This is a genomic window from Pandoraea pnomenusa, from assembly GCF_040391475.1.
Lineage (GTDB): Bacteria > Pseudomonadota > Gammaproteobacteria > Burkholderiales > Burkholderiaceae > Pandoraea > Pandoraea pnomenusa_C.
Window position 1 is genome coordinate 22,504 of sequence record NZ_JBEBXS010000013.1, and the last position, 26,502, is coordinate 49,005.

Genomic DNA, 26,502 nt, shown 5'->3' on the forward strand with positions numbered 1-26,502 from the left:
TGTTTGCTTCTCGTGTGTAGGAGCCCAGTCTATGGGGACGTCTAAATAATTAAAAATAATATTTTCGCTTTTGTTTATGCCGGAATAAGGATTAGCCGATTTGTGCTGATGACGGCTCGGGCACCCTGGGAAGGCCCGTCGCGATCGGGCGAGCCTGTGGCAAAAGCGTGTGAACTTCATGCACTACATGAAGTTTTCCCTTGCCTTTTTGCAAACACTGTACAAAAATACAGCCACCTGTGCTTCCATACAGTGATGCCATGATCAAACTTACCGCCCGTCAACAGCAGGTCTACGAACTGGTTCAGCAAGCGATCGAGCGCACCGGCTTTCCGCCGACACGCGCCGAGATTGCCGCCGAGCTTGGCTTTTCTTCCGCCAACGCTGCGGAGGAGCACCTGCGGGCGCTAGCGCGCAAAGGGGTGATCGAACTGGCCGCCGGTCAATCGCGCGGCATCCGCCTCAAGCGCCTGGACGACGCGGGCGGCACGCATCAGTTCACGCTCCCGCACATGGGTCTCATGCAACTGTCGCTGCCGCTCGTCGGGCGCGTTGCGGCAGGTAGCCCGATCCTGGCGCAGGAGCACATCGAACGCAATTTCCAGTGCGATCCGAACATGTTCGCGCGCCAGCCCGACTACCTGCTGAAGGTACGTGGGATGTCGATGCGCGACGCCGGCATTCTCGACGGCGACCTGCTCGCCGTGCAGAAGGCGGCCGATGCCCGTGAAGGTCAGATCGTCGTGGCCCGTATCGGCGACGACGTCACGGTCAAGCGTTTCCATCGAGTGCCCGGCGGCGTGGAACTGATCGCCGAGAACCCCGATTTCGAGAACATCAACGTCGATGAAGGTAGCGGCGACTTCGCGCTGGAAGGCATTGCGGTCGGTCTGATCCGCAATAACGATCTCTAAGTGCGAACACGGGGACTGCGTCACCTGACGCAGCGCCCCACTCCCTGACGATTTGCTTTTCCGACTGCGCCGGGCTGGGTCCGGCGCCCGTGCCCTGCTGCGCCCGAAATTTGCGAATGACGTGGCAGGACGCGTCCCTCAGACCCACATTGAAGGAAGGATCGCATCATGGCTCGACTCTTTGGTTTGCTGCGTACGTCTTTTGGTCAGCCCCGTATTCGCATGACGTCGCAGACGCGCCTGTCGGCCGTCTATGGCCTCTCGGCGCTGTCCGGCCCGTTTGCTTCGGCGCCCGCCATTGCCCGTTCATACACGGTGCCCGCACGCTCGCGCATTACGGCGCTGCCCCGCACACGGGCGGCCGCTGTGGCGTCGCGTCGCGCCTGCCCCGCCGGCAAGGCCGTCAAGGCGTCGCGCGACGTGCGTGAACAGCAGCGTCGCGACGAGACGTCGGCACGCGACGGACACGATGTCCGCGTGTATCGCGATGTGTCGCACATCGTGATGGTCGGCAGCATCGCCGATATCTGCCGCAAGCTCGACCAGGCCGTGGGTGAGCAGTTCTGTCAGGCGGCGGTGTAAAGGATTGACCACGGCCGTCGCCGCAATGCGACGGCCGTAGCACTGCGGCGGCTGACGCTCACGCCCCCAGATCGCGCAACGGGTTGTCGGCGCCGTGACGCTCGCCATCGAAGAAGCGCGCAATGTCAGCAGGCGCCACGGCTTCGATACGCTCGTGCTGCCAGCGCGGCGTGTGGTCCTTGTCGACGACCATCGCGCGAATGCCTTCAACGCCCTCGGCCCCGGTGCGGCCGTCGAGATTAAAGACGCTGCGCATCATCAACCATTCCTCGCGCAACTCACCGGCCAGCGACAGTTTGCGCGCGCGGTGTACTTGCGCCAGCGTGACGCACACCATCAGCGGCGAGCGCTTGGTGCGCAGGAGGTCTTCCGTCTCTTCCGCCCAACCCGAATACTCGCAGCGCGCTTCGTGCTTGAGCGACTTCAGAATCGCCGGCATATCGGGCAGACCGAAATGGCTGTCGATGACGTCGCGCAGCGGTGCGAGCTTGCCCGGTGCCAAGCCAGCCGGCGGCAGACTTTCTCGAACGAATGTGCGTGCGGCTTCGAGTACGGCGTCGCCGTCCTGCCATGCGCCGTTCGCCAGCAGATCGCACAGCGCGGGCAACGAAGCGCGCGGCAGGACCACATCCGCCAGACCGATTTCACAGGCATCCACCGCGCCGAACACGATACCCGTCGTGCCGAGATACTCGCCCAGATGCCCGGCGAGATTCGCCAGGAAGTAACCGCCGCCAACGTCCGGGAACAGACCGATCGCCGTCTCCGGCATGGCCATGCGCGTGGCTTCGGTCACGACCCGCAACGCCGCGCCCTGCGAGATCCCCATGCCGCCGCCCATCACCACACCGTCCATCAAGGCGATGTAGGGTTTCGGATAGGTCGCGATCGTGTAGTTCAGCCGGTACTCGTCGGTGAAGAAATCCATGATGTCGGTGCGTCCTGCGCTCACCGCCTCATGGAAGTAACGAATGTCGCCCCCCGCGCACAGCCCCTTCTCCCCTTCACCCTGCAATACGACGCCAAGGACATTCGGATCGTCGCGCCACGTGTCGAGCGCCGATGCCAGCGCACGAATCATATCGTGCGACAGCGCATTGAGTGCCTTCGGTCGCGCCAGCGTGATGAAGCCGATGCGGCCACGGATTTCGGTGCGTACAAATTCGGTCATGTCGGACAAGTGCTTCGGAAACATCAACGGAGGGGATGCGAAAAAAAAGCCGGCGCATGGCACCGGCTTTCTTTCCAACTGACTGGCATCGTCGCGCCGCACACATTCGTCTGCAGCCCGGCCACGCCATCGCCGGCTTTACTTCTCTTCGCGCGAAGCGCGCTTGCGCTCGTGCTCGATCAGGTGACGCTTGCGCAGGCGAATCGTCTGCGGCGTGACTTCGACCAGTTCGTCGTCGTCGATGAATTCCACAGCGTATTCGAGGCTCATCGCAATCGGCGGCACCAGACGCACGGCTTCGTCGGTACCCGACGCACGCACGTTCGTGAGTTGCTTGCCCTTGATCGGGTTGACCACGAGGTCGTTATCGCGGCTGTGAATACCGATGATCATGCCTTCATAGAGGGCATCACCCGGCTTCACGAACATGCGACCACGATCTTGCAGCTTCCACAGTGCGTAGGCCACGGCATCGCCGTTATCCTGCGAGATCAGCACGCCGTTACGACGCTCACCCAGCGAACCATCCTTGACCGGTGCGTAGGCATCGAAGATGTGGCTCATCAGGCCCGTACCACGCGTCATCGACAGGAAATCGCCCTGGAAGCCGATCAGGCCGCGAGCCGGAATGCGGTATTCAAGACGCGTACGGCCACGACCGTCCGACACCATGTCCAGCATTTCGCCCTTACGGCGACCGATTTCTTCCATGACGCCGCCCTGGTGTTCGTCTTCCAGGTCGATGGTCAGCATTTCGTACGGCTCATGCTTCACGCCGTCGATTTCCTTGAGCACCACGCGCGGACGCGACACGGCCAGTTCATAGCCTTCGCGACGCATGTTCTCGATCAGAATCGTCAGGTGCAGTTCGCCACGGCCCGACACTTCAAAGACGGAGTCGCTGTCGGTGTCCTTCACGCGCAGCGCCACGTTGTGATTCAGTTCCTTGTCCAGACGGTCGCGGATCTGACGGCTCGTCACGAACTTGCCTTCACGGCCGGCCAGCGGCGACGTGTTCACGCAGAAGTTCATCGTGAGCGTCGGCTCGTCGACGGTCAGCAGCGGCAGCGCTTCGGGCGTCTCTGCGTCGCAGATGGTCACGCCGATACCCACGTCTTCAATACCATTGATCAGCACGATGTCGCCCGCTTCGGCGCCTTCGTCCGACATCACGCGCTCCAGACCCTTGAAGGTCAGCACCTGATTGATCTTGCGCTTGAGAATTTCACCGTCCGGGCCCGAACGCATCACCACTTGCTGGCCCGGCTTGACGCGGCCACGCGTGATACGGCCAATACCGATACGGCCGACGAACGTCGAGTAGTCGAGCGAGCTGATCTGCAATTGCAGCGGCGCTTCCGGATCGGCATCGCGAACCGGCACGTGTTCGAGAATCGCGTCGAACAGCGGCTTCATGGTGCCTTCGCGCACGTCCGAGTCGAGACTTGCGAAGCCGTTCAGGGCCGACGCGTACACGACCGGGAAGTCGAGCTGTTCGTTGGTCGCACCGAGCTTGTCCATCAGGTCGAACGTCTGGTCGATCACCCAGTCAGGACGTGCGCCCGGACGGTCGATCTTGTTGACCACGACGATCGGCTTCAGACCGAGGCCCAGGGCCTTGCGGGTCACGAAGCGCGTTTGCGGCATCGGGCCTTCGACGGCGTCGACGACCAGCAGCACGCTGTCGACCATCGAGAGCACACGCTCCACCTCACCGCCGAAGTCCGCGTGTCCCGGGGTATCGACGATGTTGATGTGCGTGCCTTCGTATTCGACGGCACAGTTTTTGGCGAGGATCGTGATGCCGCGCTCTTTTTCAATGTCGTTCGAGTCCATCACGCGTTCAGCGATCTGCTGGTTTTCGCGGAAGGTGCCCGACTGGCGCAGCAACTGGTCGACGAGCGTGGTTTTGCCGTGGTCGACGTGCGCGATGATGGCGATATTACGGAGAGCGCGGGTCATGAAAGAGGTGCTCGAAAAAGCCTTTGGAGAATCCGAGATTCTAGCACTTGCACATGTCTCGCGTCATGGGCTTTCTGCAATGCAACAACGCGTCGTGTCATTGGCACAGCGGCGTCCCGAAATCTGGAGGGTGTCGCAGCCTGCTTCCAACCTTCCCACCATTGCCGCAGCGCACCCTCTAGAGCGCTTGATCTAAATTCTCGTGAAATATTTGCCTAGTCAACTATTGCATCGACTTGAAATTTGTTAAGTGGCCGCTATAATCGTGACTAGTCAACTATTGCAGCATCACGAAAATGTCCGAACCGCCCGTCTCCTTTTCCCCGACCGCGCCGAGCTCACAGCCGGACGCGCCGCAAAGCGATCCTCCCCGCAACGCCTACGACATCGACGACTCCCTGGGGTATCTCGTGGCCCGCGTGCGTCAGTTGATCCTGGCGGAATTGACGAAAGAGACGTCGCAGTACGGTTTGACGAGCACGCAGGCGACCATGCTCTACAAGGTCGCCACCGGCAAGAGCAAGACGGCAGCCGACCTGGCCCGCGATTACTGTATCGACGCGAGCGCCGTCACCCGCCTGCTCGACCGGCTCGAAGCGCACGGCCTGCTGGTGCGTGAGCGCAGCAAGATGGATCGCCGCACGGTCAATCTGAGTGCGACCGAAGCCGGTTATGCGATGGCCGACCGGATGCCCGACATCTTCGTGCGTGCCGCCGATCACCTGATGCAAGGTTTCACTGTTGAAGAAGTCGGTTTTCTGAAAAGCCTGTTGCGACGCGTGATCGTCAATGGCGAAGCCGGATAACGGCGACCACGCACGGATTCCCCCCGAGAAAAGCTTGCCGAGTCCATTATTTCATGCGCTCGTGCCAGCCCGATTCCCAGTTATTGTCAGTAGAAGACTTCACTCGTAAAGGTTTTGCGATGAAAGCGGCCTCACCTTCCCTCCCGCGTTCGCGGGCCCGTTCAGCGATTTCCGCCCTTTGTCTGGCGGCAGTCACGCTGGGCTTTGCCGGTTGCGCGAATTTCGCCGGCATCCACAGCGACAAGCAGATCAGCACCCCCGATCAATATCAGACCCAGCAAAGCCTGCCCGCCGAGGGTGGCCAGTGGCCGGGCAACGATTGGGCGAAGCACTTCGGCGATCCGCAACTCGTCTCCCTGATCGATGAAGCGCTCGCCGGCAACCCCGATCTGGCGATGGCCGCAGCCCGTCTGAAGGCTGCGCAGGCGCAGACCGAAGGCGCTGCGGCAGCCCTGTTGCCGTCGGTGAACTTCCAGGGCGACGTGTTTCGCCAGAAATTCACCGAGAACACCATTTACCCGCCGGGCTACGGCGGCACGTGGTTCACGCAGGGCGACCTGACGGCCTCGCTGTCGTGGGAACTCGACCTCTGGGGCAAGAACCGTTCGGCACGGGCGCAAGCCACATCGGCCGAGCGCGCGGAAGAAGCCGAAGACCAGGAAGTGCGTCTCGCGCTGGCCACGGCCGTGGCGCGCTCGTACAACCAGCTCGCCCAGCAATACGCACAACACGACGTGCTCGATCGTATCGGCAAGCAGCGCCAGAATCTCGGCAAGCTCACCGCAGATCGCGTACGTGCCGGTCTCGACACGCAAGTCGAGCAGAAGCAGGCCGACAGCAACACCGCCGACATCCAGACGCAGATCGCGCAACTCGACGGCCAGATCCTGTTGACCCGCCACCAACTCGGCGTACTGCTGGGCAAGGGCCCGGATCGCGGACTGGAGATCACCCGTCCGAAGCTCGCCGAACTGGCGACGCCGGCGCTGCCCGACAACCTCCCGCTCGCCCTGCTCGCGCGTCGCCCGGACATCGTCTCGGCGCGCTGGGGGGTGGAGGCGCAGCTCAAGGGTGTGGACGTAGCCAAGGCTCGTTTCTACCCGGACGTGAACCTCAATGCGGCATTCGGCTTCTCGACGTTCGGCCTGGGCAAGCTGCTCGACCAGAGCAGCCAGAACATTCAGGCCGGCCCGGTCATCACGCTGCCGATTTTCGACGGCGGACGTTTGCGCGCCAACCTCAAGGGCCAATATGCGGCTTACGAGAGCGCCGTCGCGAACTACGACTCGACGCTCAACAAGGCGCTCGGCGACATCGCCGACCGCATGTCGTCGATTCGTTCGGCCGACAAGCAGATGGTGTCGCAGCGCGTCGCACAAGACGCCGCCCAGCGCGCCTACGACCTCGCCGTCGAGCGTTACAAGGCTGGCCTCACGCCGCAGTTGACCGTGTTGACGGCCGAATCGTCGCTGCTGGTGCAGGAGCAGGCCCGCGTGAATATCGACAGCGCACGTCGCGACCAGCAGATCGGCCTGATCAAGGCCCTCGGCGGCGGCTTCGATGCACAGGCTGCCGGCCTCGTCGTGGGGCAGGAGCGTCCGGCCGAGGCCGAGGGCGCCGCCACGCAGACACACTGAATGCACTGACCGGCGAACCATCGTCCGGCACACACAAGACAACGTCAAAGCACATTAAGAGATTAGTACGGAGCAAATGATGAGCGAGAACCAACAACAAGCGCCTGCCCAGCCGGCTCAGGGTAATGGCAAGCGCCGCCGCATGATGTTGATGCTGACGGCCGTGATCGCGATTGCGGCCATCGGCTACGGCGCCTACTACGCGCTGTACGCGCGTTACTACGAAGACACCGACGACGCTTACGTCGCCGGCAACGTCGTGCAGATCACCCCGCAAGTGGCGGGCACCGTCACGGGCGTGAAGGTCGACGACACGCAGATGGTCAAGGCCGGTCAGCCGCTGGTCACGCTCGATCAGACGGACGCCCGCGTGGCGTTGCTGCAAGCTGAAGCGAATCTGGCGCAAACCGTGCGTCAGGTGCGCACGTACTTCGTGAACAACGACGCCTACGCCGCGACCGTCGCCATGCGCGAATCGGAACTGGCCAAGGCGCAGGCCGACGTGAAGCGCCGCGAAATGGCGATCGCTTCCGGCGCCGTGTCGCGTGAAGAACTGGCCCACGCGCAAGATGCCGTGAAGTCGGCGCAAGCCGCACTCGAGCAAGCGCGCGCCCAGCTGGTTTCGAACAAGGCGCTCACGGACAAGACCTCGGTCACCACGCATCCGAACGTGCAGCAAGCTGCCGCAAAGGTGCGTGCGGCGTACCTCGACTACGCCCGTACGAGCATCCCGGCGCCGGTCGACGGCTACGTCGCGAAGCGTTCGGTGCAGGTCGGCCAGCGTGTTGCGACGGGTGCCCCGCTCATGGCGCTCGTGCCGCTCAACGAAGTCTGGGTTGACGCCAACTTCAAGGAAGTGCAGATCGCGCACATGCGTGTGGGCCAGCCGGTCACGCTCACGGCCGACGTGTACGGTTCGGCGGTGGAATACAAGGGTACGGTCGCCGGCTTCTCGGCGGGCACGGGCAGCGCCTTCTCGCTGCTGCCGGCCCAGAACGCCACGGGCAACTGGATCAAGGTCGTGCAACGTCTGCCGGTGCGTATCGCCCTCGACCCGAAGCAATTGCAGGAACATCCGCTGCGTGTCGGCCTGTCGATGCAGGTCAAGGTGAACGTGCGCAATACTGACGGCAAGGAACTGGGTGAAGCCCCCGCCCTGCCGGTGTACTCGACCGACGTGTACGACAAAATCGGCCACGACGCCGACGACATCGTCGCCCGGATCATCACCGAGAATGCGGGGCCGGCAGGCAACGTGTCCGGCGGTGCCAGCGACACGCACAACCAGCCCGCTCGCGCTCGCCCCCTGTAAATCGGAGGGGGGTGCCCCCCACCCCCTTTGACATCTCATGGCAAACCAACACGCTCCTGGCCCCCTGTCGGGGGGCCAGCTGGTACTCGGCACCATCGCGTTGTCGCTCGCCACGTTCATGAACGTGCTCGACACCTCGATTGCCAACGTATCGATTCCCGCCATTTCCGGCGACCTCGGCGTTTCGTCGAGCCAGGGCACCTGGGTGATCACGTCGTTCGCGGTTGCCAACGCCATTTCGGTGCCGCTCACCGGCTGGCTCACCGAACGCTTCGGCGCGGTGCGGCTGTTCATCACGTCGATTCTGCTGTTCGTGCTCGCCTCGTGGCTGTGCGGCATGGCGCCCACGCTCGAATTCCTGCTCGCTGCCCGTGTGCTGCAGGGGGCCGTGGCCGGCCCGATGATTCCGCTCTCGCAATCGCTGCTGCTCTCGAGCTATCCGCCCGCCAAGAGTTCGATGGCGCTCGCGCTATGGGGCATGACGACACTCGTCGCCCCGGTGATGGGCCCGATTCTCGGCGGCTGGATTTCCGACAACTATCACTGGCCGTGGATCTTCTACATCAACATCCCGGTGGGCATTGCCGCCGCGTATGTCACGTGGATGATCTATGCCAAGCGTGAGACACCGACACAACGCAAGCCGATCGACACTGTCGGCCTCGCCTTGCTCGTGCTGTGGGTCGGCTCACTGCAGGTGATGCTCGACAAGGGCAAGGAACTGGACTGGTTCAACTCGTCGACCATCGTCGCGCTGGCGCTGGTGGCCCTGGTGTCATTCTGTTTCTTCGTGATCTGGGAGATAACCGAGAAGCATCCGGTCGTCGATCTCACGCTCTTCAAGCGCATCAACTTCACGGGCGGCGTGGTGGCGATCTCGGTGGGTTACGGGTTGTTCTTCGGCAACCTCGTGATCCTGCCGCAGTGGTTGCAGATCTATCTCGGCTACACGGCAACGGAAGCCGGACTGGTAATGGCGCCCGTGGGTCTGTTCGCGATCATTCTGTCACCGGTGATCGGCAAGTTCCTGCCCAAGCTCGATGCCCGCTGGGTCGTGACCGTCTCGTTCCTGCTGTTCGCGCTCGTGTTCCTGATGCGCTCGCACTTCAATACGCTGGTCGATACCCGCACGCTGATGATCCCGACGTTCCTCCAGGGCGTGCCGATGTCGATGTTCTTCATCCCGCTGACAGCCATCATTCTGTCGGGGCTGCCACCGAGCCGCATTCCGGCGGCCGCGGGTCTGTCGAACTTCGTGCGGATTACGTGCGGCGCCGTGGGCACGTCGATTGCGACGACCGTGTGGGACAACCGTATCACGCTGCACCATGCGCAGTTGACCGAGCATCTGACGCCTTACGACGCCACGTTCAATGGCTCGGTGCAATCGCTCAACCAGTTGGGCATGAGTACCCCGCAGGCACATGGCTACATCGACCGGATCGTCACGCAACAATCGGCAATGCTGGGTGCCAATGACATCTTCTGGATTTCGGCGCTGCTGTTTGTCCTGATGATCGTGATGGTGTGGATCACGCGCCCGATTCGCGGTGGCGGCGGCGGCGATGCCGCGGCAGGCGCCCACTGACGTCAAGACTTCCCCCCGAGTGCCCGGACCTGCTCTGTTTTACCGGGCACTTCTTGAACCCCGCTGACGTTGGCGGGGTTTTTTTATGGGGAAGCCGTTTAGCCGATCAGATAGCGCAATGCGCCCGTGGCGGCGATGCTGACGATCACCGTCGGCAGCAGCGAGAAGCGCATGGCCGCCAGCAACGTGACGGCCAGTGCGATGAGATCGGCAGGCCGCTCCGCCACGAACGACGGCGCGATCACCGAGATCAACACGCAACCCGGCAGGCTCTCCATCACCGAACGTACGCGCGGACTCAGCGTGCGGTCTCGCAACACGAGAAAGCCGACGACACGCGTGGCGTAGGTGGTGACCGCCATCAACACGACGGTCGCCACAGGCAGGAAGAACGACATATCAGGCATCGCGCGGCTCCATCAGCACGGCCGCCAGCAGTCCGGCGCACGCGCCCGCCGCGACATACCAGGCTCCCGGCACGTAGAGATAGGTGAGCGCTGCCGCGACCAGACTCACGAGCCACGGCACGCTCTTGCGCATGCCACGCCACATCCCCTTGAGCAGTACGAGGAAAACCGCCGTGAACGCCATGTCGAAGCCGAACTGCTCGATGTCGCCGAGCACGGGCCCGAGTACCGCGCCCAGTGCAGTGAACGCAATCCATGCGAGCCACAGATTGACCGCCACGCCGAGGTAATACGGCAGGCTGATGCGCTCCGCACCACGCGCCTGGGTATCGGCCAGCGCCATCGCCCAGCTTTCGTCGCACATGACGAAGAGCGAGGCCAGCGCGCGACGCAGCGGCACATGACGCATCAACGGTGCGAACGCCGCGCCCATGAGGATGTGACGCGAATTCACGAGACACGACATGGCCACGATCAGCGCGAGATGCGGCGGCGATGTCCAGAGCCGCACCGCGGTGAATTCCGAACCGCCGGCGAAATTCAGCCCGGTCATGAGGGGAACGAGAAACGCCGGCATGCCCTTCTGGGTGGCTTGCGCACCCAGCACCATCGCAAATGGCACGAACCCCAACATCACCGGCAACGACGCACGCATGCCGCGTGCCACTTCGAGTTTGACATCGGACTGCGATGACGACGCAGCCGAAGACGACATTCCAGACACAACCACTCCTGCAGAAACTACTGGCTACGCAGAATAGCGGATGCCGCCCGTCACGGGCTTGTACGTTCTTGCGCATTCGGAATGGGAGGGGCGACTGGGCCCCGTGTTTTGCCTTGTCAGCGACGAACGGGCGGACTGACACGCGCCAACGCCAGCACCGGCGCGACTTGCGCAATCGCAGTATCATTGCGCATCCCCGGCCCGCGTGCGACAGGTTGTCGCGCCCGGGCAGGCGCCAACCGCCTCAGAAAATCAGTCCCATGAACACCCCGCAGAACCAGAGCGATCGCTCCGAGATCACCTTCCGTTTCCTCGCCGAACCGGCTGCCGTCAACTTCGGCGGCAAGGTGCACGGCGGCTCCCTGATGAAATGGATCGACGAAGTGGCCTACGCGTGCGCCGCCACGTGGTCGGGACGCTATTGCGTCACGGTCAGCGTCGGCAACATCCGCTTCCGCCGTCCGATTCTCGTCGGCAATCTGGTGGAACTGCGTGCGCGCATCGTCGCGACGGGCCGCACCAGCATGCATATCCACGTGTCGGTCCACGCGGGCGATCCGAAGTGGGGTGAACTGCGCCAGACCACCGACTGCCTGATGGTGTTCGTGGCCGTCGACGAGAGCAACCATCCGGTGAGCGTGCCGTCGTTCGAGCCGAAAACCGAAGAGCAGAAGGCACTCGCCAAGTACGCCATCGATGTGAAGGCCGCCCTCGACGCCATCGTCGAGCTGAAGCCGGAAAACGTGACCAACTGACAGCCTGCGGCGGGCGTGTCTGCCCGCCTCCGCCGTCGTGATGCGGTTCGCCGCCGGTCGACGTTCAGCGTGGTCTGCGCCGAAGGTTCCGCGCCGCCACGATGCCGAAGCCGTACCGCACGTTGAAGCAAGACCCGAGGTTTCATCGAAGGAGCCCATCATGCCGCGCGGAACCGTCAAGTCCTACGATCCGGTCAAGGGGTACGGCTTCATCGCGCCCGACGACGGCGGCGAAGTCATCTTCCTTCATGAAACGGAAATCCGCGTCACCGGATTTCCCGAGGCGCCCATCGAAACGGGAATGATCGTCGAATACGAAATTACGCCAGGCGAGGCGTATCTTCTGGCAACGAATGTTCGCGAAGCATCGATCTAACGATCCACGTGACGCCCCGGACGCCAGGCATCGGCGCCGCGAAGGCGTCGCGCATAAAAAAGCCCGCAGATCGATGCGGGCTTTTTTGTCGTGCTTTCTTGTGCCTTCCTTACTGCGTCTTGAGCAGACGCTGCGGCGTGAGCAACGCCTCACCATCGAGCCGTGCCACCCCCAGCAGTCGTGACGGCGAATCGCCAATCGCCTCGGCATACACCTTCACCTCGATGTCCTGATGCGCCGATGCGCAGGCGCGCAACGCGGCCGGACAACGAGACTCGTCCAGGCGCAAGCGTTGTCCGTGGCTGAAGCGCTTGGCAAGCACGTCATCCAGCATCACTGCCGGCAATGTCTTCAGTAGCGCATCGACCGGCGCCAGCTTCTCGACGCGTTGCGCGTGATCGAGTGCGTTCAGCGCCTCGAGCGTCACGGCGCCTTCGAGCGTCAGCGGCCCCACCGCCGTGCGGCGCAAACCGCGCAAATGCGCACCGCAACCGAGCGCCTCACCGATGTCCTCCGCCAGCGTGCGCACATACGTCCCCTTGCTGCACGTGACGCGGAAGATGAATTCGTTCGCATCCGGCAGCGAGCACTGCGTCATCTCCAGCAGATGAATCGTGACCTCGCGCGCCTCGCGCTCCAGGGTCTGGCCGGCACGCGCATATTCATACAGCGGCTTGCCGTCGCGCTTGAGCGCCGAATACATCGGCGGCACCTGCGAAATCACGCCCATGAAGCGCGGCAGCACGGCACGGATCGCCGCTTCGTCCACCGTCACGGGACGCGTCTGGAGAACCTCGCCTTCCGCGTCGCCCGTCGTCGTCGTCTCGCCGAGACGCACATGAGCCTCGTAAGTCTTGTCAGCTTCGAGCAAGTCCTGCGAGAACTTCGTCGCTTCGCCGAAACACAGCGGCAGCAAACCCGTCGCCAGCGGATCGAGTGTCCCCGTATGCCCGGCCTTGAGCGCCTGAAGCGCACGCTTGGCCTTGATGAGGGCGTCGTTCGACGACAGGCCGAGGGGCTTGTCGAGCAACAACACGCCGTCGAGCGCGAATCGGGGAAGTTTTTGGCGGGGTGCCTGCGAACGCGGGTCCGTCATGGTGCGGGGAATGCTTGAGAGAGTCTTGTGGAGTCACGCACTGGCCCCCATCGCGGGGGCGCAGGCATCGCAATGCCACCGGGCTTGCCACTGGCCAGCCCGGACGGCTGCGACTGTCGTTCGACGGCGTTACTTGCCGTCGTCTTCCTTGCTGTCGTCTTCCTTCTCGCCGGGCTCACCGTCGCCCTCGCCCGCTTCTTCGCGTGCGCGGGTTGCGTTGGCCGTATCGATCAGGCGCGACATCTCGATCGCACGTTCGATCGACTGGTCGAAGTGGAAGTGCAACGTCGGTACGGTATGAATGTGCAACCGCTTGAACAGCAGATTGCGCAAATACCCCGCCGCCTCGTTGAGCGCTTCGCCGGTTGCCTTCGGATCGCCGGTCAGCGTCGTGTAGTACACCTTCGCATGCGCATAGTCCGGCGTAACTTCCACGCTTTGCAGCGTGACCAGACCAATGCGCGGGTCCTTCACTTCGCGCTGGATCAACTCCGACAGATCGCGCTGGATCTGGTCGTTGATACGAAGATTGCGACCCGGAACGCCACGTTTCTTTGCCATAACAAACTCGCTAGTAATGCAATGGCCCACGCCACCGGTTTCCCGGCCTGGTGGGCCATTCCACATCCATTGTGCCGATCGCGTTACAGCGAACGCGCAACTTCCGTGATATCAAACGCTTCCAGCTGGTCGCCTTCCGTGATGTCGTTGAAGTTCTTCACCGACAGACCACACTCGAAGCCGGACTTGACTTCCTTCACGTCATCCTTGAAGCGCTTGAGCGAATCGAGCTCGCCCGTGAAGATGACCACGTTGTCGCGCAGCACACGCACGTGCGACGAACGCTTGACGAAGCCGTCGAGCACCATACAACCCGCGACCTTGCCGATCTTCGGCACGCTGAACGTCTGGCGCACGTCGACGAGACCCGTGATCACTTCCTTCTTCTCCGGCGCCAGCATGCCCGACATCGCCGCCTTCACCTCATCCACTGCGTCATAGATGATGTTGTAGTAACGAATGTCGATACCGTTCGATTCGGCCAGCTTGCGTGCCAGGGCATCGGCGCGCGTGTTGAAGCCGATGATGACCGCCTTCGAAGCCGTCGCCAGGTTGACGTCGCTTTCGCTGATGCCACCGACCGCAGCGTGCACGATCTGCACACGCACTTCCGGCGTCGAAAGCTTGTTGAGCGACTGCGCCAGCGCTTCCTGTGAACCCTGCACGTCTGCCTTGATGATGAGCGGCAGCGTCTTGACTTCGCCTTCGGCCATCTGCTCGAACATGTTCTCGAGCTTGGCGGCCTGTTGCTTGGCCAGCTTCACGTCGCGGAACTTGCCCTGACGGAACAGGGCGATTTCACGCGCCTTGCGCTCGTCCGGCACCACCAGCACTTCTTCACCGGCGCCCGGCACTTCCGACAGACCCTGGATTTCCACCGGGATCGACGGACCCGCTTCCTTCGCGTTCTTGCCGGTTTCGTCCAGCATGGCGCGAACACGGCCGTAAGCCTGACCGGCCAGCACCATGTCGCCACGCTTGAGCGTGCCCGACTGCACCAGAATCGTCGCGACCGGACCCTTACCCTTGTCCAGCTTCGCTTCGATCACGATACCCTTGGCCGGGGCTTCCACCGGAGCCTTGAGCTCCAGCACTTCGGCTTGCAGCAGCACGTTCTCGAGCAGATCATCGATACCCGCGCCCGTCTTCGCCGACACCGGCACGAACGGCGAATCGCCACCGTACTCTTCCGGCAACACGCCCTCGGCCACGAGTTCCTGCTTCACGCGGTCCGGGTTGGCTTCCGGCTTGTCCATCTTGTTGATCGCCACCACGATCGGCACACCGGCCGACTTCGCGTGGGCAATCGCTTCCTTCGTCTGCGGCATCACGCCGTCGTCGGCCGCCACCACCAGAATCACGATGTCCGTTGCCTTGGCACCGCGGGCACGCATGGCCGTGAACGCCTCGTGACCCGGCGTGTCGAGGAACGTGACCGTGCCGCGCGGCGTGTCGACGTGGTACGCACCGATGTGCTGCGTGATACCGCCGGCTTCACCCGCCGCCACCTTGGCGCGACGGATGTAGTCCAGCAGCGAGGTCTTGCCGTGGTCGACGTGACCCATCACCGTAACGACCGGCGGGCGCGTCAGCGCTTCGGCTTCGGTCGCGTCGTTGCCCAGTTCGAGCAGCGTTTCCGGATCGTCGAGCTTCGCAGCGATCGCACGGTGGCCGAGTTCCTCGACCACGATCATTGCCGTTTCCTGGTCCAGCACCTGGTTGATGGTGACCATCTGGCCCATCTTCATCATCAGCTTGATGACTTCCGCAGCCTTCACCGACATCTTGTGCGCCAGATCGCCGACGCTGATCGTTTCCGGCACGCTGACGTCACGCACCACCGGCTCGGTCGGTGCCTGGAACGACGAACGGTCGTCCTGCGAATGACGGTCGCCACGGCGACCACCACGGCCACCGCCGCGCCAGCCGTCCGAGCCACCGCTCGCGTCGCCGCGCGTCTTCATGCCGCCACGCTTGTTGCGGTTATCGGCGTCCTTCTGCCAGGCGCCGCCCTTCTTGTCCTTCTTGTCGCCAGCACCCGCCGTCGTCGAGGCCGGGGCGGCTGCCGCCGGCTTCTTGTCTGCCGGCTTGGCAGCAGCGGCACCTTCCGGCTTGGCCGGCTTGTGCAGCGTGCCCTTCGCTTCGGGCTTGGCGGCCGCCGCTGCCGCAGGTGCCGGTTCCGGCGCCTTCAGCACGCGACGCGGCGCGTTCATCATTTCTCGAATCGCGCGCGCTTCGGCTTCTGCCGCTGCACGACGCTTGCGAATCGCTTCCTCTTCGGCGCGGGCCTTGTCAGCCGCGGCGCTCGCCTTTTCGGCAGCCGCACGCGCTTCTTCGCTGGCCTTGCGGGCCTGCTCGCGCTCGGCGTCGGCCTTCGCGGCCGCGGCCTTGTCGGCATCTGCCTTCTCGGCTTCTGCCTTGGCTGCCTTCTCGGCGTCCGCCTTGGCTGCTGCCTTCTCGGCGTCAGCGTCGGCCTTGGCTTCTGCAGCCTTCGCCTTCTGCTCTTCCGCCGCCTTGGCGGCCGCAGCACGCTCGGCTTCCTCGCGCGCACGGCGCTCGGCAGCTTCCTTCTCTTCGCGCTCGCGGCGCTCGGCCTCTTCGCGTTCCAGTTGTTCCTGGCGACGCTTCAGTTCGGCAGCTTCCGCAGCAAGACGCTCAGCCTCGCGGCGTGCGTCTTCCTCGCGCTGACGAAGCGCTTCGTCTTCCGCCGCAGCGGCGCTGTCTACGCCTTCGGCAACGTCGTCACGCTTGACGAAGGTGCGCTTCTTGCGCACCTCCACCTGAATCGTGCGTGCCTTGCCGGTCGCGTCGGCTTGCTTGATTTCCGAGGTCTGGCGACGCGTCAGAGTAATCTTCTTTTTGTCGCCGTCGCCAGCGCCGTGCGATCGGCGCAGGTGCTCCAGCAGACGGGCCTTGTCGGCTTCCGTCACCGAATCGTCGGCGCTGAGTTTGTCCACACCGGCGGCTTTGAGTTGCTCCAGCAACACGCCGGCCGGCATTTTCAGTTCTTCAGCAAATTGGGCTACGTTGATGCTCGCCATTCAAACCTCTTCAAGCAAGGCCAGACGCCTTGCGGTTAACTTCAAAGTTCACTGTTCCATATGCGTGCCGTGGCAGGTCATCATTGGAACCAGTGCTCTCGCGCTTTCATGATCAGGGCCTTGGCGGCTTCCTCGTCGACGCCGGTCATCTCGGTCAGTTCGTCGACGGCCAGTTCGGCCAGATCATCGCGCGTCTGAATTTCATGCTCGGCCAGCTTGGCCAGCAGTTCGGGCGTCATGCCATCGAGGCTCTTGAGATCGAGCGCAACACCCTCGACCTTCTCCTCGGTGGCAATCGCCTGCGTCAGCAGTGCGTCGCGTGCACGATTGCGCAGCTCGTGCACCGTGTCCTCGTCGAATGCTTCGATTTCCAGCATTTCGTTCAGGGGCACGTAGGCGATCTCTTCCAGGCTCGAGAAACCTTCCTCGATCAGGATGTCCGCCACTTCCTCGTCCACATCGAGACGCTGCATGAACAACGTACGCAGCGTGCCGCGCTCTTCGTTCTGCTTCTCCGCCGATTCGTCCGGCGTCATGATGTTGATCTGCCAGCCGGTCAGTTCGGACGCCAGGCGCACGTTCTGACCGCTGCGGCCGATCGCCACGGCGAGTTCGTTCTCGTCGACGACCACGTCCATGCTGTGCTTCTCTTCGTCCACGACGATCGACTGCACGGCCGCCGGCGCCAGCGCGCCGATCACGAATTGCGCAGGGTCTTCCGACCACAGCACGATGTCGACGTTTTCGCCGCCAAGCTCGTTACGCACCGCCTGCACACGCGTGCCGCGAATGCCCACGCAGGTGCCGATCGGGTCGATGCGCTTGTCGTAAGCGACCACGGCGATCTTGGCGCGCACGCCCGGGTCACGGGCAGCCGACTTGATCTCGAGCAGCCCCTGCTCGATCTCCGGCACTTCCATGCCGAATAGCTCGATCAGGAATTCCGGCGCCGTACGCGAGAGTTCGATCTGCGGACCGCGTGCGGTGCGGTCGACCTTCACGATGAAGGCGCGAACGCGGTCACCGATACGCAGGTTTTCCTTCGGAATCAGCTGGTCGCGGCGCAGCAGCGCTTCGACACGGCCCGACTCGACAATCAGGTTGCCCTTGTCGAGGCGCTTGACCGTACCGGTCATGATCTTTTCGCCGCGCTCGAGGAAGTCCGACAGAATCTGCTCGCGCTCGGCATCGCGAATGCGTTGCAGAATCACTTGCTTTGCGGCCTGAGCGCCAATACGGCCGAATTCGACCGATTCCACCGGCTCTTCGATGAACTCGCCGATTTCGATGGACGGATTGTCTTCCTTGGCTTCGAACGACAGGATCTGCTTGTCCGGCTCCTGCAGGCCCGCTTCGTCCGGCACTACCAGCCAGCGACGGAAGCTCTCGTGCTCGCCCGACTCACGGTCGATGTGCACGCGAATGTCGACGTCTTCGGTGTAGCGCTTTTTGGTGGCCGAAGCCAATGCCGCTTCCAGCGCGCCGAACACGACATCCTTGTCGACGTTCTTTTCGCGCGCGAGCGCATCGACCAACAGCAATACTTCGCGACTCATCGTTTGCGACTCCTAAAATCAATCTGCGGCACAAGGCGCGCACGGTCTATATCCGCGAGGGTGAAGTCGAGCAGCGCCGGGCCGCCCTTGCCTTCGAACTCCAGGCTCAAGTTTTCGCCTTGCGGTGCCTGCAGGATGCCGCGGAATTGCTTGCGGCCTTCCAACGGCACACGCAACGTGAGACTCACTTCCGCGCCGGCAAAACGCTCGAAGTCACGCAGCTTGCGCAGCGGACGATCCAGCCCCGGCGACGATACTTCGAGTCGGTCGTAATTGACGTTCTCGACCATCAGAACGTGCGAGAGCTGACGGCTTACCGTCTCGCAGTCATCGATCGTGATGCCTTCCGGCTTGTCGATATACACGCGCAGCAAACCGCCACCGGCGCGCTCAACGTCGACCAGCTCGTAACCCAGGCCTTCGACCGTGGTCTCGATCAGTTCTGGCAATTGCAACTTTGCTCACCCTAGAAAAACTCGCGCGCATCAGCAGCGCCCGACATGTCTGCGCGCCCCGCATGGGACGCCGCACGATACCAGCCTCGACCGCCCGGGCCGGCGTGCCTGTGTCGACACACCCACTCCCCGACGCGGCGGCATCGGCCGCGAAACGCTCGCGGCAAAAAAAAATGGGCGAAACGCCCATTTCTTACAGCCTCATTGCGCATGAGGTGCGCGCCGCAACAGAATGTGTGGCACGCGGACCAGCTTATTCATTGATTTTATATGGTTTTGGGCCGATTTGCAACGCTTGGCGCCCCAAAAGCCCGCGTGACGGGCATCGATGCGACATTGCCGCAACGCAAAATACCTGCAGCAAATGTCGGCGCGAACGCCTTCGACTCGCAGGCGGGGAAACCTTTCGTTTCGCGCCCGCCTGCGCAACGATCGCTGCCGTCCTGCAGCGATCGTTCGCATCAACGTGAACGGTTGCCGCCGCGATTGCCACGGTTGCCGTGATTCCCACCACCGTGGGCGCCACCACCGCCGCCGCCGCCCGCCCGGTTGCCGCCGCGGCTGCGATTGCCACTGACGTTCCCGTTGGCATTACCGTTACCGTTGCCGCGCGATTGGCCACCGAAGCCACCGCCACCGGCCGAATTACCGCCACCGAAGCGACGACCTTCACCGCGCGGCGAAGGCGTCTGCCCCGGATAGCCGCCGCTCGGGCCGACAAACGCCGTGAGCGGATTGGCGCGCGGACGGCGCGATTGTCCCGGCTCGCGGCTGAACACGCCCAGCGCGGTCTGCATCGGATCCGGCTGACGACGCGGCTCCTTGGGTGCCCCCGGCTTGCCGCCTCGACCGGGCCTCGCGCCCTTGTCGTCGGACGTCGCACCCGGCATCTTCATGCCGACAGCGGCAAACAGCGAGCGCACCTGCGCGTCGTCGAGTTCTTCGTAACGACCGCGCTTGAGGCCGCGCGGCAGCGTCAACGGGCCGTAACGCGTACGGATCAGACGGCTGACCATCAGGCCCGCAGCATCGAACATACGACGCACTTCGCGGTTACGCCCTTCCGTCAACGCCACGTGATACCAGTGGTTCGACCCTTCACCGCCGCCATCCTGCAGACGCAGGAAGTTGGCCTGACCGTCATCGAGTTCGATGCCGCGCAGCAGTTGCTGGCGCGACGACTCGCTCAGCTGCCCCACGGTACGCACGGCGTATTCACGCTCGATACCGTAACGCGGATGCATGAAGCGGTTGGCCAGATCGCCCGACGTCGTCAGGATCAGCAAGCCTTCCGTATTGAAGTCCAGACGCCCCACGGCAAGCCACTTGGCCGTCTTCATCGGCGGCAGTCGGTCGAACACCGACGCGCGACCCTCCGGATCGGCATGGCTCACGATTTCGCCCGCCGGCTTGTGGTAAAGCAACACGCGCGGCGGCTTGCTGGTGATGCGACGCTTGACCAGCTTGCCGTTGATGCGCACCTGATCGGTCGGCAAAATGCGCTGGCCGATGTGGGCCGGCTCGGCATTGACGGACACACGTCCGGCCAGAATCAGCTCTTCCATCTCGCGACGCGAGCCCATGCCGGCTTCGGCGAGCACCTTGTGCAGCTTCGGCGCTTCGTCGTCCGGCGAGAGCACACGGCGATCTGCGGGACGACGGCCGCGCTTGGCGGCATTCTTGGCATCGCCTTCCGCGTCTTCCCCATCAAAGCCGCCCGACGTCACGAACGCGAACAGATCGTCGTCACCGCCCTTGCCGCCCTTGCCACCCTTACCGCCTTGAGCACCACCCTTGCCGCCTGCGCCACGGGCACCGCCCGTCGCCCCTTTGCGGCCGCGCCCCTGGCCAGCGTCGCCGGCGCCTTGTCGCGCCTTGCCCGCAGCCCCGGCACCGCTCTCGCCGCCACCGGTTTGCGCCGATTGCGACGTTTGTGCAGCACCGTCACGCTTGCCGCTGCGCGGCTTGCGGGCACCGTTGCGGCCACGCGTCTGGGCCGCCGACGGCGCACCGTCGTCCACCGGCGCCTGACCTTGCGACGCCTCGGAAGGCTCGCCTTGCGGGGCGTCCGACGCGGCGAATTCGCCTGCGCCGCCGTCCTCGCCTTCGCGCTTGGCTTGCTGCGCCGCGCGACGACGGGCGATCAGACTGCGCGGACCACGGCGCAAACCGCGGCGCGACGCCTTTTCATCGCCGCCCTCGCCTTCCGGCGCACGTGCTTCGGCACCGGCATCGCGTGCGTGCAGGTCCTGGGATTCTTCGTTCTGTTTCAACACAACCTCATTGGAAAACGGGATCGTTGCGGGCTCGTGCAAATGACTGCCCTGATCCGTGTTCGCACCATGAATGCGCGGCAAATCCTTGCCGCGACTTCGTTCTTATCGCTTAACGGCCCTGCTGGTGCGCGCGGCGCAATGCGCCGACGCCTCAGGTACCGGTGACGAGATTCTTGTCGTCCCCGTCGTTCTCGTCGTCTTCCATCGCACCGGACATGGGCTGTCCGGCGGCGGCTTCGTTCGCGGCCGTGTCGACAGCGCGCGGGGGAACTTCCTGCGTCACCGACGCTGCGGGATCGGCCGCCTGCGTCGGTGTCTCATTGACTACGTCCTGCGCATCTTGCGGCGGATCGTCGCCGGCAGACGTCGCAGTCTCCGAAACTTCGGAAAATTCCTCGTCTTGCCCGGCAGACGCTTCGCCATCCGGCGTCACGACCTGCTCACTGACGTCTCCCGGCTGCGCGAGTTCCTCGGCAGACGCCGGAATTTTGACCGTGTCGTCCTGCAATGCGTCGACCGGCGCATCCGCAACTACTTCACCCTCGGCCATTACGGCGTCAAGCAGCACCTCTGCGGATGGCGCTTCGTCTGCCGCCTCGTCCGTCCCGGAAGACGTGGGCGGACGCTGGTCCTCAGGCAAGCCCTGGGCGAGCGGCAGGTCGTCGGCGCGATCTTGCGCCAGACGCGCCAGCGCGTCGGCATCGGCCACCGGCACGTCGTCGGACACCGCCTCGTCGCCAGCGTCACCGTCGGCCCGCTCGCCGAACTCGATGTTCTGCTGCGCCAGCAGGTCGATCTGCGCTTGCGCCGCCGGATCTTCGAGCGGCGGCAGCGCGTCGAGCGCACGCAAGCCGAGATCGTCGAGGAAGTCCTTGGTCGTCGCATACAGACCGGGGCGTCCCGGTACGTCGCGATGACCGATCACCTCGATCCAGCCACGGTCTTCGAGCTGCTTGATGATCTGCGTATTGACCGTCACGCCGCGAATCTCTTCGATATCGCCACGTGTCACCGGCTGGCGATACGCAATGATCGCCAGCGTCTCCATCACGGCGCGCGAATACTTCGGCGGCTTTTCCGGATTGAGACGGTCAAGGTATTCGCGCATGCGCGGACGGCTCTGGAAACGCCAGCCGGTGGCCAACGCCACCAATTCCACACCTCGGCCGTCCCATTGCACGCGGATTTCCTCGAGCAGCGCGCGCACCGTGTCGCCAGACACGGCGTCATTGAAGAGCTTGCGCAGATCGCCGACCTTGAGCGGCTCCTGCGCGCAAATCAACGCGGTCTCGAGGACGAGTTTCGCCTCTTGGGTATTCATGTGCGACTAAGCAAACCGGGGGCTTGGCTACCCGGAATCAGGAATAAATGGATGCTTGGAACACGAGAAACGGTCGTAGATCGAAAAAAACAACCGCTTCGCATAAGCGCGCGCCCGTTTGTGTTCGGTCGTAGTGACGGCGGCGCAACCTGGATGCTTCGAAACGACCTGCCGGGAACGCCCAGGCCGATAGTGCGGCGAGACGGACGTCCGGTATGTGCGCAATTATTACTGAAACACTGTCGCCCGTAAAGCGCCGTCGAAACCCGGACGCGTCACTACGGATCGCTGTATACCCCGATGTATCGCCAGGAAGAACGTGAGGTCGACGCCTCATGGTAAACTCTCACGATAACTTCAGGGGCCTCCATGACCACAGAAATCGGTCGCATTCCCGTTGTCCAGCCGCGATGTTCCACCTGCTCGCTGGGCCAGTTCTGTCTGCCCGTGGGCATTCCGGAAGCGGAGCTGGAACGACTGGATGCACTCGTGAGCGAGCGCCGTCGCCTCAAGAAAGGCGAAGTGCTCTATCACGCCAACGATGACCTGATTGCCGTATACGGCATTCGGTTTGGCTCGCTCAAAAGCTGCGTCACCGCGCCCGACGGCCGCGAACAAGTCGTCGGCTTCCACCTTCAGGGCGAGCTGATCGGCCTGGACGCCGTAGCCGACAGCCATCACCCGAGTACCGCCATCGCGCTCGAAGACAGCGAGCTTTGCATCGCGCGCTTCGGCGAACTGGAGACGCTTTCGCGTCAGGTCCCGTCGCTGCAACGCCAGTTGCACCGCCTGATGAGCCAGGAAATCCGAAACGAGCACCAGCAATTGCTCGCGCTCGGCACCATGCGGGCCGAAGAACGACTCGCCGTGTTCCTGCTAAATCTGTCCGAGCGCCTGTCCGCCCGTGGCTACGCTGCCAACGAATTCGTACTGCGCATGAGCCGCGAAGAAATCGGCAGCTTCCTGGGCCTCAAGCTGGAGACCGTCAGCCGCCTGTTCTCTCGCTTCGCACAGAACGGCATGATCGAGATCCGCCAGCGTCACGTGAAGATCATCGACGCCGTCGCCCTGCGCGAACTGGCGGGCGTACCCGGCACCGCCGGCATCCACTGCTGAAGTCAGCTACCGGGGGCGCCGAAGCGTCCCCGCCATCAGTTTCCCTTCGACGCCCCCTCGCTGACTAACGCTTCCCCGCGTTACCCGTAAAGCTACCGGCGGGCAGTCCTCGCCGCCTTGCGCCAGATCAAGAGACGCGCACCCGCCCCTCGGTTCGCGGTGTCGCGGTCGGCGCTCGTCACCCTGCGCAAGGGTTCGACAAGCCCGGGCAAACCCTCCATAATCGGCCCGTTCGCGGGGCATCACACCCGTTGTTCCGCGTCACACGCCGACGGAGGCTGCCGCCATGCCCGCTGCCATTTTTCTGAGTCCGGAAGACGCCGAACACGCTTACTACGAAGCGCTGCGCGCCGGTGATGCCGATGCGCTGATGGACGTCTGGTCGGAAGACGAGGAGGTCGTCTGCATCCACCCGTCCGGCCCCCGGCATGTGGGTCCGGCGGCCGTGCGCAGCAGTTGGCGGCAAATTCTGGCCAATGGCGGCCTGCCCGTCGCGGTCAGTCACCTCCAGGTGGCGCACAACCCGCTATGCGCGGTGCATAACGTGCTCGAACAGATTCAGGTCGAGTCGCACCCCGACGCGCGCTACGCCTTCGTGCTCGCCACCAACATCTATCTCAAGGAGGCGGACGGCTGGCGGCTCGTGCTGCATCACGCAAGCCCGGCTATCGGCCACGAGGACAACGGCACCCCGCCGACGCGTACGCACCACCTGCACTGACCGCGCGCCCCGCACCGTCGTCTCACTCCGGCGGTTGGGCGACGTCAGACACATCGTCTTCGTCCCAATACGGCACTGCGCCGAAGCGGGCCTGCAGGAATTCGATCAGCGCATGCGTCTTCGGCGGCACGAACGCCCGACTCGGGTAGACGGCCCAGATGGCAACCTCCTCGGCCAGCGGATACGCGGGCAGCACCGGCACCAGTTCTCCACGTCGCAAATGGGCGCCGACGTCCCAGGTCGACTTGAGCGCAATGCCCATGCCTGCGAGCACCGCGTCGCGCAGGACCTCGCCGTTGTCCGACGAGAGCCGCCCGCTGACCCGCACACTCAACGCACCTCCCGGCGTGACGAAGCGCCAGTCGCGCTGATCGCCGAGAATCAAACACTCATGGGCCGCCAGATCGGCCGGATGCTTTGGTGTGCCGTGCGCCGCAAGATAGGCCGGTGACGCGCACAGCGTGCGCCGATTGGTCGCGAGCTTCCGGGCGACGAGCGTCGAATCGCGCAGCGCACCCACCCGGATTGCCAGATCGACCCCCTCTTCCAGCAAATCGACCACGCGATCGGTCAGTTTGAAATCAAGTGAGATGCCAGGAAATTGCGCGAGGAACGCCGGCAGGGCCTGCGAAACGTGCTGCCGCCCGAAGGACGACGAGCACGACACCCGCAGCCGCCCCTGCGGTGCGGCGAGCCCCTGCCCGACACTCGCCAGCGCCTGCGCTTCGGCGGCCAGCAAGCCCTGCGCCTGACTCAGGAACACTTCGCCCTCCTGCGTCAATGCCACGCGCCGGGTCGTGCGGTGCAGCAGACGTGCGCCGAGCGTGCTCTCCAACTGCACCAGCCGGGCGCCGGCAGTTGCCGGAGACATGCCGCGCTCGCGCCCGGCGGCCGACACGTTGCCAAGCGCCGCCACGCGCACGAACAACGCCACGGTATCGAGGTCCAATGCCATTTGATGGATTTTCCGAAAAATCTTTTCGGCATTATGCAAATTTTCAAATCAATCGACTAGACGTAGTCTTGCGCTATCGCACTGCCAACTTCTGAGGAGAATGCAGATGAAAGCCATCGGATTGACCCGTTATTTACCCATCGACAACCCCAAATCGCTGGAAGACATCGAACTCCCGACCCCGACGCCGGCCGGACGCGACATCCTGGTCAAGGTCGAAGCCATTTCCGTGAACCCTGTCGACACCAAGGTTCGCGCGCCGAAGGACAAAGTGGAGCCCGCACCACGCGTGCTTGGTTGGGACGCCGCAGGTACCGTGGCGGCTGTCGGTCCGGATGTCACCCTGTTCAAGGTCGGCGCCCCGGTGTACTACGCCGGCAGCATCATGCGCGCCGGTGCGAACAGCGAGTTCCACCTGGTCGACGAACGCATCGTGGGCCATATGCCGTCGTCGCTCGATTTCGCGAACGCCGCCGCGTTGCCGCTCACAACGATCACGGCATGGGAAGCCCTGTTCGACCGTCTCGGCATCGCGCCCGATGGCAGTGACGAAGGCAAATCGGTACTGATCGTCGGTGGCGCGGGTGGCGTTGGCTCGATCGCCATTCAGCTCGCGCGACGTCTCGCGAAGCTCACCGTCGTGGCGACGGCGTCGCGCCCTGAATCGGCTGACTGGTGCCGCCAACTCGGCGCCCAACACGTCATCGACCACTACCAGGACATTCCTGCGCAGTTGAAGGCGGTGGGCGTGCCTCAAGTCGATTACGTCCTTTGCCTGAACGACACCGACGAGCACTTCCCCGCGCTCGCCGAAGCCATCGCGCCGCAAGGCAAGATCTGCTCGATCGTGGAAAATGCGCGACCGCTGGAAATCGGCCTGCTCAAGAGCAAGAGCGCCACGTTCGTATGGGAATTCATGTTCACGCGCGCCATGTACGAGACGCCCGACATGATCGCGCAGCACAAGCTCCTGACCGAAGTCGCGCGCCTGGTCGACGCAGGCACGCTGCGCACGACGGTGGGCGAGGTCCTCGGCCCGATCAACGCGGTGAACCTGCGCCGCGCACACGCGCAGCTCGAAGGCGGACGCACCATCGGCAAGCTCGTGCTGGCCGGATTCTGAGCGAGGTATCCGGCAGGCGCCTCACGCATGGGATGGCAGTCAGGGCG

At 63.7% G+C, this 26,502-nt stretch carries 24 protein-coding genes; 12 read left to right on the forward strand and 12 right to left on the reverse strand.

The features are described from left to right. Nucleotides 1-260 precede the first annotated feature (260 nt). The gene (gene lexA / locus ABWO90_RS15005) at nucleotides 261-914 is read left to right on the forward strand and encodes a transcriptional repressor LexA (RefSeq protein ID WP_353192027.1); all 654 of its coding nucleotides are present in this window, start codon (nucleotides 261-263) and stop codon (nucleotides 912-914) included. A 168-nt stretch (nucleotides 915-1,082) separates the two neighbouring features. Continuing rightward, nucleotides 1,083-1,496 carry a hypothetical protein gene (locus ABWO90_RS15010; RefSeq protein ID WP_353192028.1) on the forward strand — a complete coding sequence of 138 codons (414 nt, stop codon included), beginning with the start codon at nucleotides 1,083-1,085 and terminating at the stop codon, nucleotides 1,494-1,496. 58 nt (nucleotides 1,497-1,554) lie between these two features. Here ABWO90_RS15010 and ABWO90_RS15015 read toward each other — a convergent pair whose 3' ends face one another. Together ABWO90_RS15015 and typA are read right to left on the reverse strand one after the other, a co-directional pair. Next, entirely contained in the window at nucleotides 1,555-2,667 is a 1,113-nt protein-coding gene (locus tag ABWO90_RS15015) for an enoyl-CoA hydratase/isomerase family protein (protein WP_353192029.1), read from the reverse strand. A gap of 138 nt (nucleotides 2,668-2,805) precedes the next feature. Continuing rightward, the gene (gene typA / locus ABWO90_RS15020) at nucleotides 2,806-4,629 is read right to left on the reverse strand and encodes a translational GTPase TypA (protein WP_353192030.1); all 1,824 of its coding nucleotides are present in this window, start codon (nucleotides 4,627-4,629) and stop codon (nucleotides 2,806-2,808) included. Between typA and ABWO90_RS15025 the strand changes: the two genes are divergently transcribed. The 5 genes from ABWO90_RS15025 (at nucleotide 4,628) to ABWO90_RS15045 (ending at nucleotide 9,972) form a co-directional block, all read left to right on the forward strand. Beyond that, nucleotides 4,628-4,825, forward strand: coding sequence for a hypothetical protein (locus ABWO90_RS15025; RefSeq protein WP_353192031.1), 198 nt, complete (start codon nucleotides 4,628-4,630; stop codon nucleotides 4,823-4,825). The two genes, typA and ABWO90_RS15025, sit on opposite strands and share 2 nt — an antisense overlap. Nucleotides 4,826-4,925: 100 nt before the next feature. Beyond that, complete coding sequence (locus ABWO90_RS15030; RefSeq protein ID WP_353192032.1) at nucleotides 4,926-5,435, forward strand: MarR family winged helix-turn-helix transcriptional regulator; 510 nt, start codon at nucleotides 4,926-4,928, stop codon at nucleotides 5,433-5,435. Nucleotides 5,436-5,554: 119 nt separating this feature from the next. Beyond that, on the forward strand, nucleotides 5,555-7,072 hold the full coding sequence (locus ABWO90_RS15035) for an efflux transporter outer membrane subunit (RefSeq protein ID WP_353192033.1): 1,518 nt from the start codon (nucleotides 5,555-5,557) through the stop codon (nucleotides 7,070-7,072). 79 nt (nucleotides 7,073-7,151) lie between these two features. Further along, a complete protein-coding gene (locus ABWO90_RS15040; RefSeq protein WP_353192034.1) occupies nucleotides 7,152-8,384 on the forward strand; it encodes an HlyD family secretion protein in 1,233 nt (410 codons plus the stop codon). A gap of 37 nt (nucleotides 8,385-8,421) precedes the next feature. After that, a complete protein-coding gene (locus ABWO90_RS15045) occupies nucleotides 8,422-9,972 on the forward strand; it encodes a DHA2 family efflux MFS transporter permease subunit (protein WP_353192035.1) in 1,551 nt (516 codons plus the stop codon). A 98-nt stretch (nucleotides 9,973-10,070) separates the two neighbouring features. Here ABWO90_RS15045 and ABWO90_RS15050 read toward each other — a convergent pair whose 3' ends face one another. Both ABWO90_RS15050 and ABWO90_RS15055 read right to left on the reverse strand, forming a co-directional pair. Then, entirely contained in the window at nucleotides 10,071-10,379 is a 309-nt protein-coding gene (locus ABWO90_RS15050) for an AzlD family protein (RefSeq protein ID WP_353192036.1), read from the reverse strand. After that, a complete protein-coding gene (locus ABWO90_RS15055) occupies nucleotides 10,372-11,094 on the reverse strand; it encodes an AzlC family ABC transporter permease (RefSeq protein ID WP_353192037.1) in 723 nt (240 codons plus the stop codon). The genes ABWO90_RS15050 and ABWO90_RS15055 overlap by 8 nt, the downstream gene beginning before the upstream one ends. 269 nt (nucleotides 11,095-11,363) lie before the next feature. Here ABWO90_RS15055 and ABWO90_RS15060 point away from each other — a divergent pair, with 269 nt between their 5' ends. Then, the gene (locus ABWO90_RS15060) at nucleotides 11,364-11,858 is read left to right on the forward strand and encodes an acyl-CoA thioesterase (protein WP_353192038.1); all 495 of its coding nucleotides are present in this window, start codon (nucleotides 11,364-11,366) and stop codon (nucleotides 11,856-11,858) included. Nucleotides 11,859-11,898: 40 nt separating this feature from the next. Continuing rightward, the gene (locus ABWO90_RS15065; protein WP_353192039.1) at nucleotides 11,899-12,234 is read left to right on the forward strand and encodes a cold-shock protein; all 336 of its coding nucleotides are present in this window, start codon (nucleotides 11,899-11,901) and stop codon (nucleotides 12,232-12,234) included. 109 nt (nucleotides 12,235-12,343) lie between these two features. Here ABWO90_RS15065 and truB read toward each other — a convergent pair whose 3' ends face one another. The 7 genes from truB to scpB all read right to left on the reverse strand — a co-directional run bounded on the left by truB (nucleotide 12,344) and on the right by scpB (nucleotide 22,540). Continuing rightward, nucleotides 12,344-13,330, reverse strand: coding sequence for a tRNA pseudouridine(55) synthase TruB (gene truB / locus ABWO90_RS15070; RefSeq protein ID WP_353192040.1), 987 nt, complete (start codon nucleotides 13,328-13,330; stop codon nucleotides 12,344-12,346). Nucleotides 13,331-13,459: 129 nt separating this feature from the next. Continuing rightward, nucleotides 13,460-13,891, reverse strand: coding sequence for a 30S ribosome-binding factor RbfA (gene rbfA / locus ABWO90_RS15075; protein ID WP_353192041.1), 432 nt, complete (start codon nucleotides 13,889-13,891; stop codon nucleotides 13,460-13,462). Nucleotides 13,892-13,974: 83 nt separating this feature from the next. After that, nucleotides 13,975-16,932, reverse strand: a complete 2,958-nt coding sequence (gene infB / locus ABWO90_RS15080) for a translation initiation factor IF-2 (RefSeq protein WP_353192042.1) — start codon at nucleotides 16,930-16,932, stop codon at nucleotides 13,975-13,977. An 80-nt stretch (nucleotides 16,933-17,012) separates the two neighbouring features. Next, nucleotides 17,013-18,488: a transcription termination factor NusA gene (nusA, locus tag ABWO90_RS15085; RefSeq protein WP_353192043.1), complete on the reverse strand. Its 1,476-nt coding sequence runs from the start codon at nucleotides 18,486-18,488 to the stop codon at nucleotides 17,013-17,015. Next, nucleotides 18,485-18,943 carry a ribosome maturation factor RimP gene (rimP, locus tag ABWO90_RS15090; protein WP_353192044.1) on the reverse strand — a complete coding sequence of 153 codons (459 nt, stop codon included), beginning with the start codon at nucleotides 18,941-18,943 and terminating at the stop codon, nucleotides 18,485-18,487. The genes nusA and rimP overlap by 4 nt, the downstream gene beginning before the upstream one ends. Nucleotides 18,944-19,404: 461 nt before the next feature. Next, nucleotides 19,405-21,216, reverse strand: coding sequence for a pseudouridine synthase (locus ABWO90_RS15095; RefSeq protein ID WP_502922625.1), 1,812 nt, complete (start codon nucleotides 21,214-21,216; stop codon nucleotides 19,405-19,407). Between the two features lie 154 nt (nucleotides 21,217-21,370). After that, the gene (gene scpB, locus ABWO90_RS15100; protein ID WP_353192045.1) at nucleotides 21,371-22,540 is read right to left on the reverse strand and encodes an SMC-Scp complex subunit ScpB; all 1,170 of its coding nucleotides are present in this window, start codon (nucleotides 22,538-22,540) and stop codon (nucleotides 21,371-21,373) included. A gap of 369 nt (nucleotides 22,541-22,909) precedes the next feature. Between scpB and fnr the strand changes: the two genes are divergently transcribed. Both fnr and ABWO90_RS15110 read left to right on the forward strand, forming a co-directional pair. Continuing rightward, nucleotides 22,910-23,656: a fumarate/nitrate reduction transcriptional regulator Fnr gene (fnr, locus tag ABWO90_RS15105; protein ID WP_353192046.1), complete on the forward strand. Its 747-nt coding sequence runs from the start codon at nucleotides 22,910-22,912 to the stop codon at nucleotides 23,654-23,656. A 286-nt stretch (nucleotides 23,657-23,942) separates the two neighbouring features. Then, complete coding sequence (locus ABWO90_RS15110) at nucleotides 23,943-24,377, forward strand: YybH family protein (RefSeq protein WP_502922626.1); 435 nt, start codon at nucleotides 23,943-23,945, stop codon at nucleotides 24,375-24,377. A gap of 22 nt (nucleotides 24,378-24,399) precedes the next feature. Here the strand turns inward: ABWO90_RS15110 and ABWO90_RS15115 are convergent, their stop codons facing one another. Further along, a complete protein-coding gene (locus ABWO90_RS15115; protein ID WP_353192047.1) occupies nucleotides 24,400-25,332 on the reverse strand; it encodes a LysR family transcriptional regulator in 933 nt (310 codons plus the stop codon). A 106-nt stretch (nucleotides 25,333-25,438) separates the two neighbouring features. Here ABWO90_RS15115 and ABWO90_RS15120 point away from each other — a divergent pair, with 106 nt between their 5' ends. Further along, nucleotides 25,439-26,455: a zinc-binding alcohol dehydrogenase family protein gene (locus tag ABWO90_RS15120; RefSeq protein ID WP_353192048.1), complete on the forward strand. Its 1,017-nt coding sequence runs from the start codon at nucleotides 25,439-25,441 to the stop codon at nucleotides 26,453-26,455. Nucleotides 26,456-26,502 lie beyond the last annotated feature (47 nt).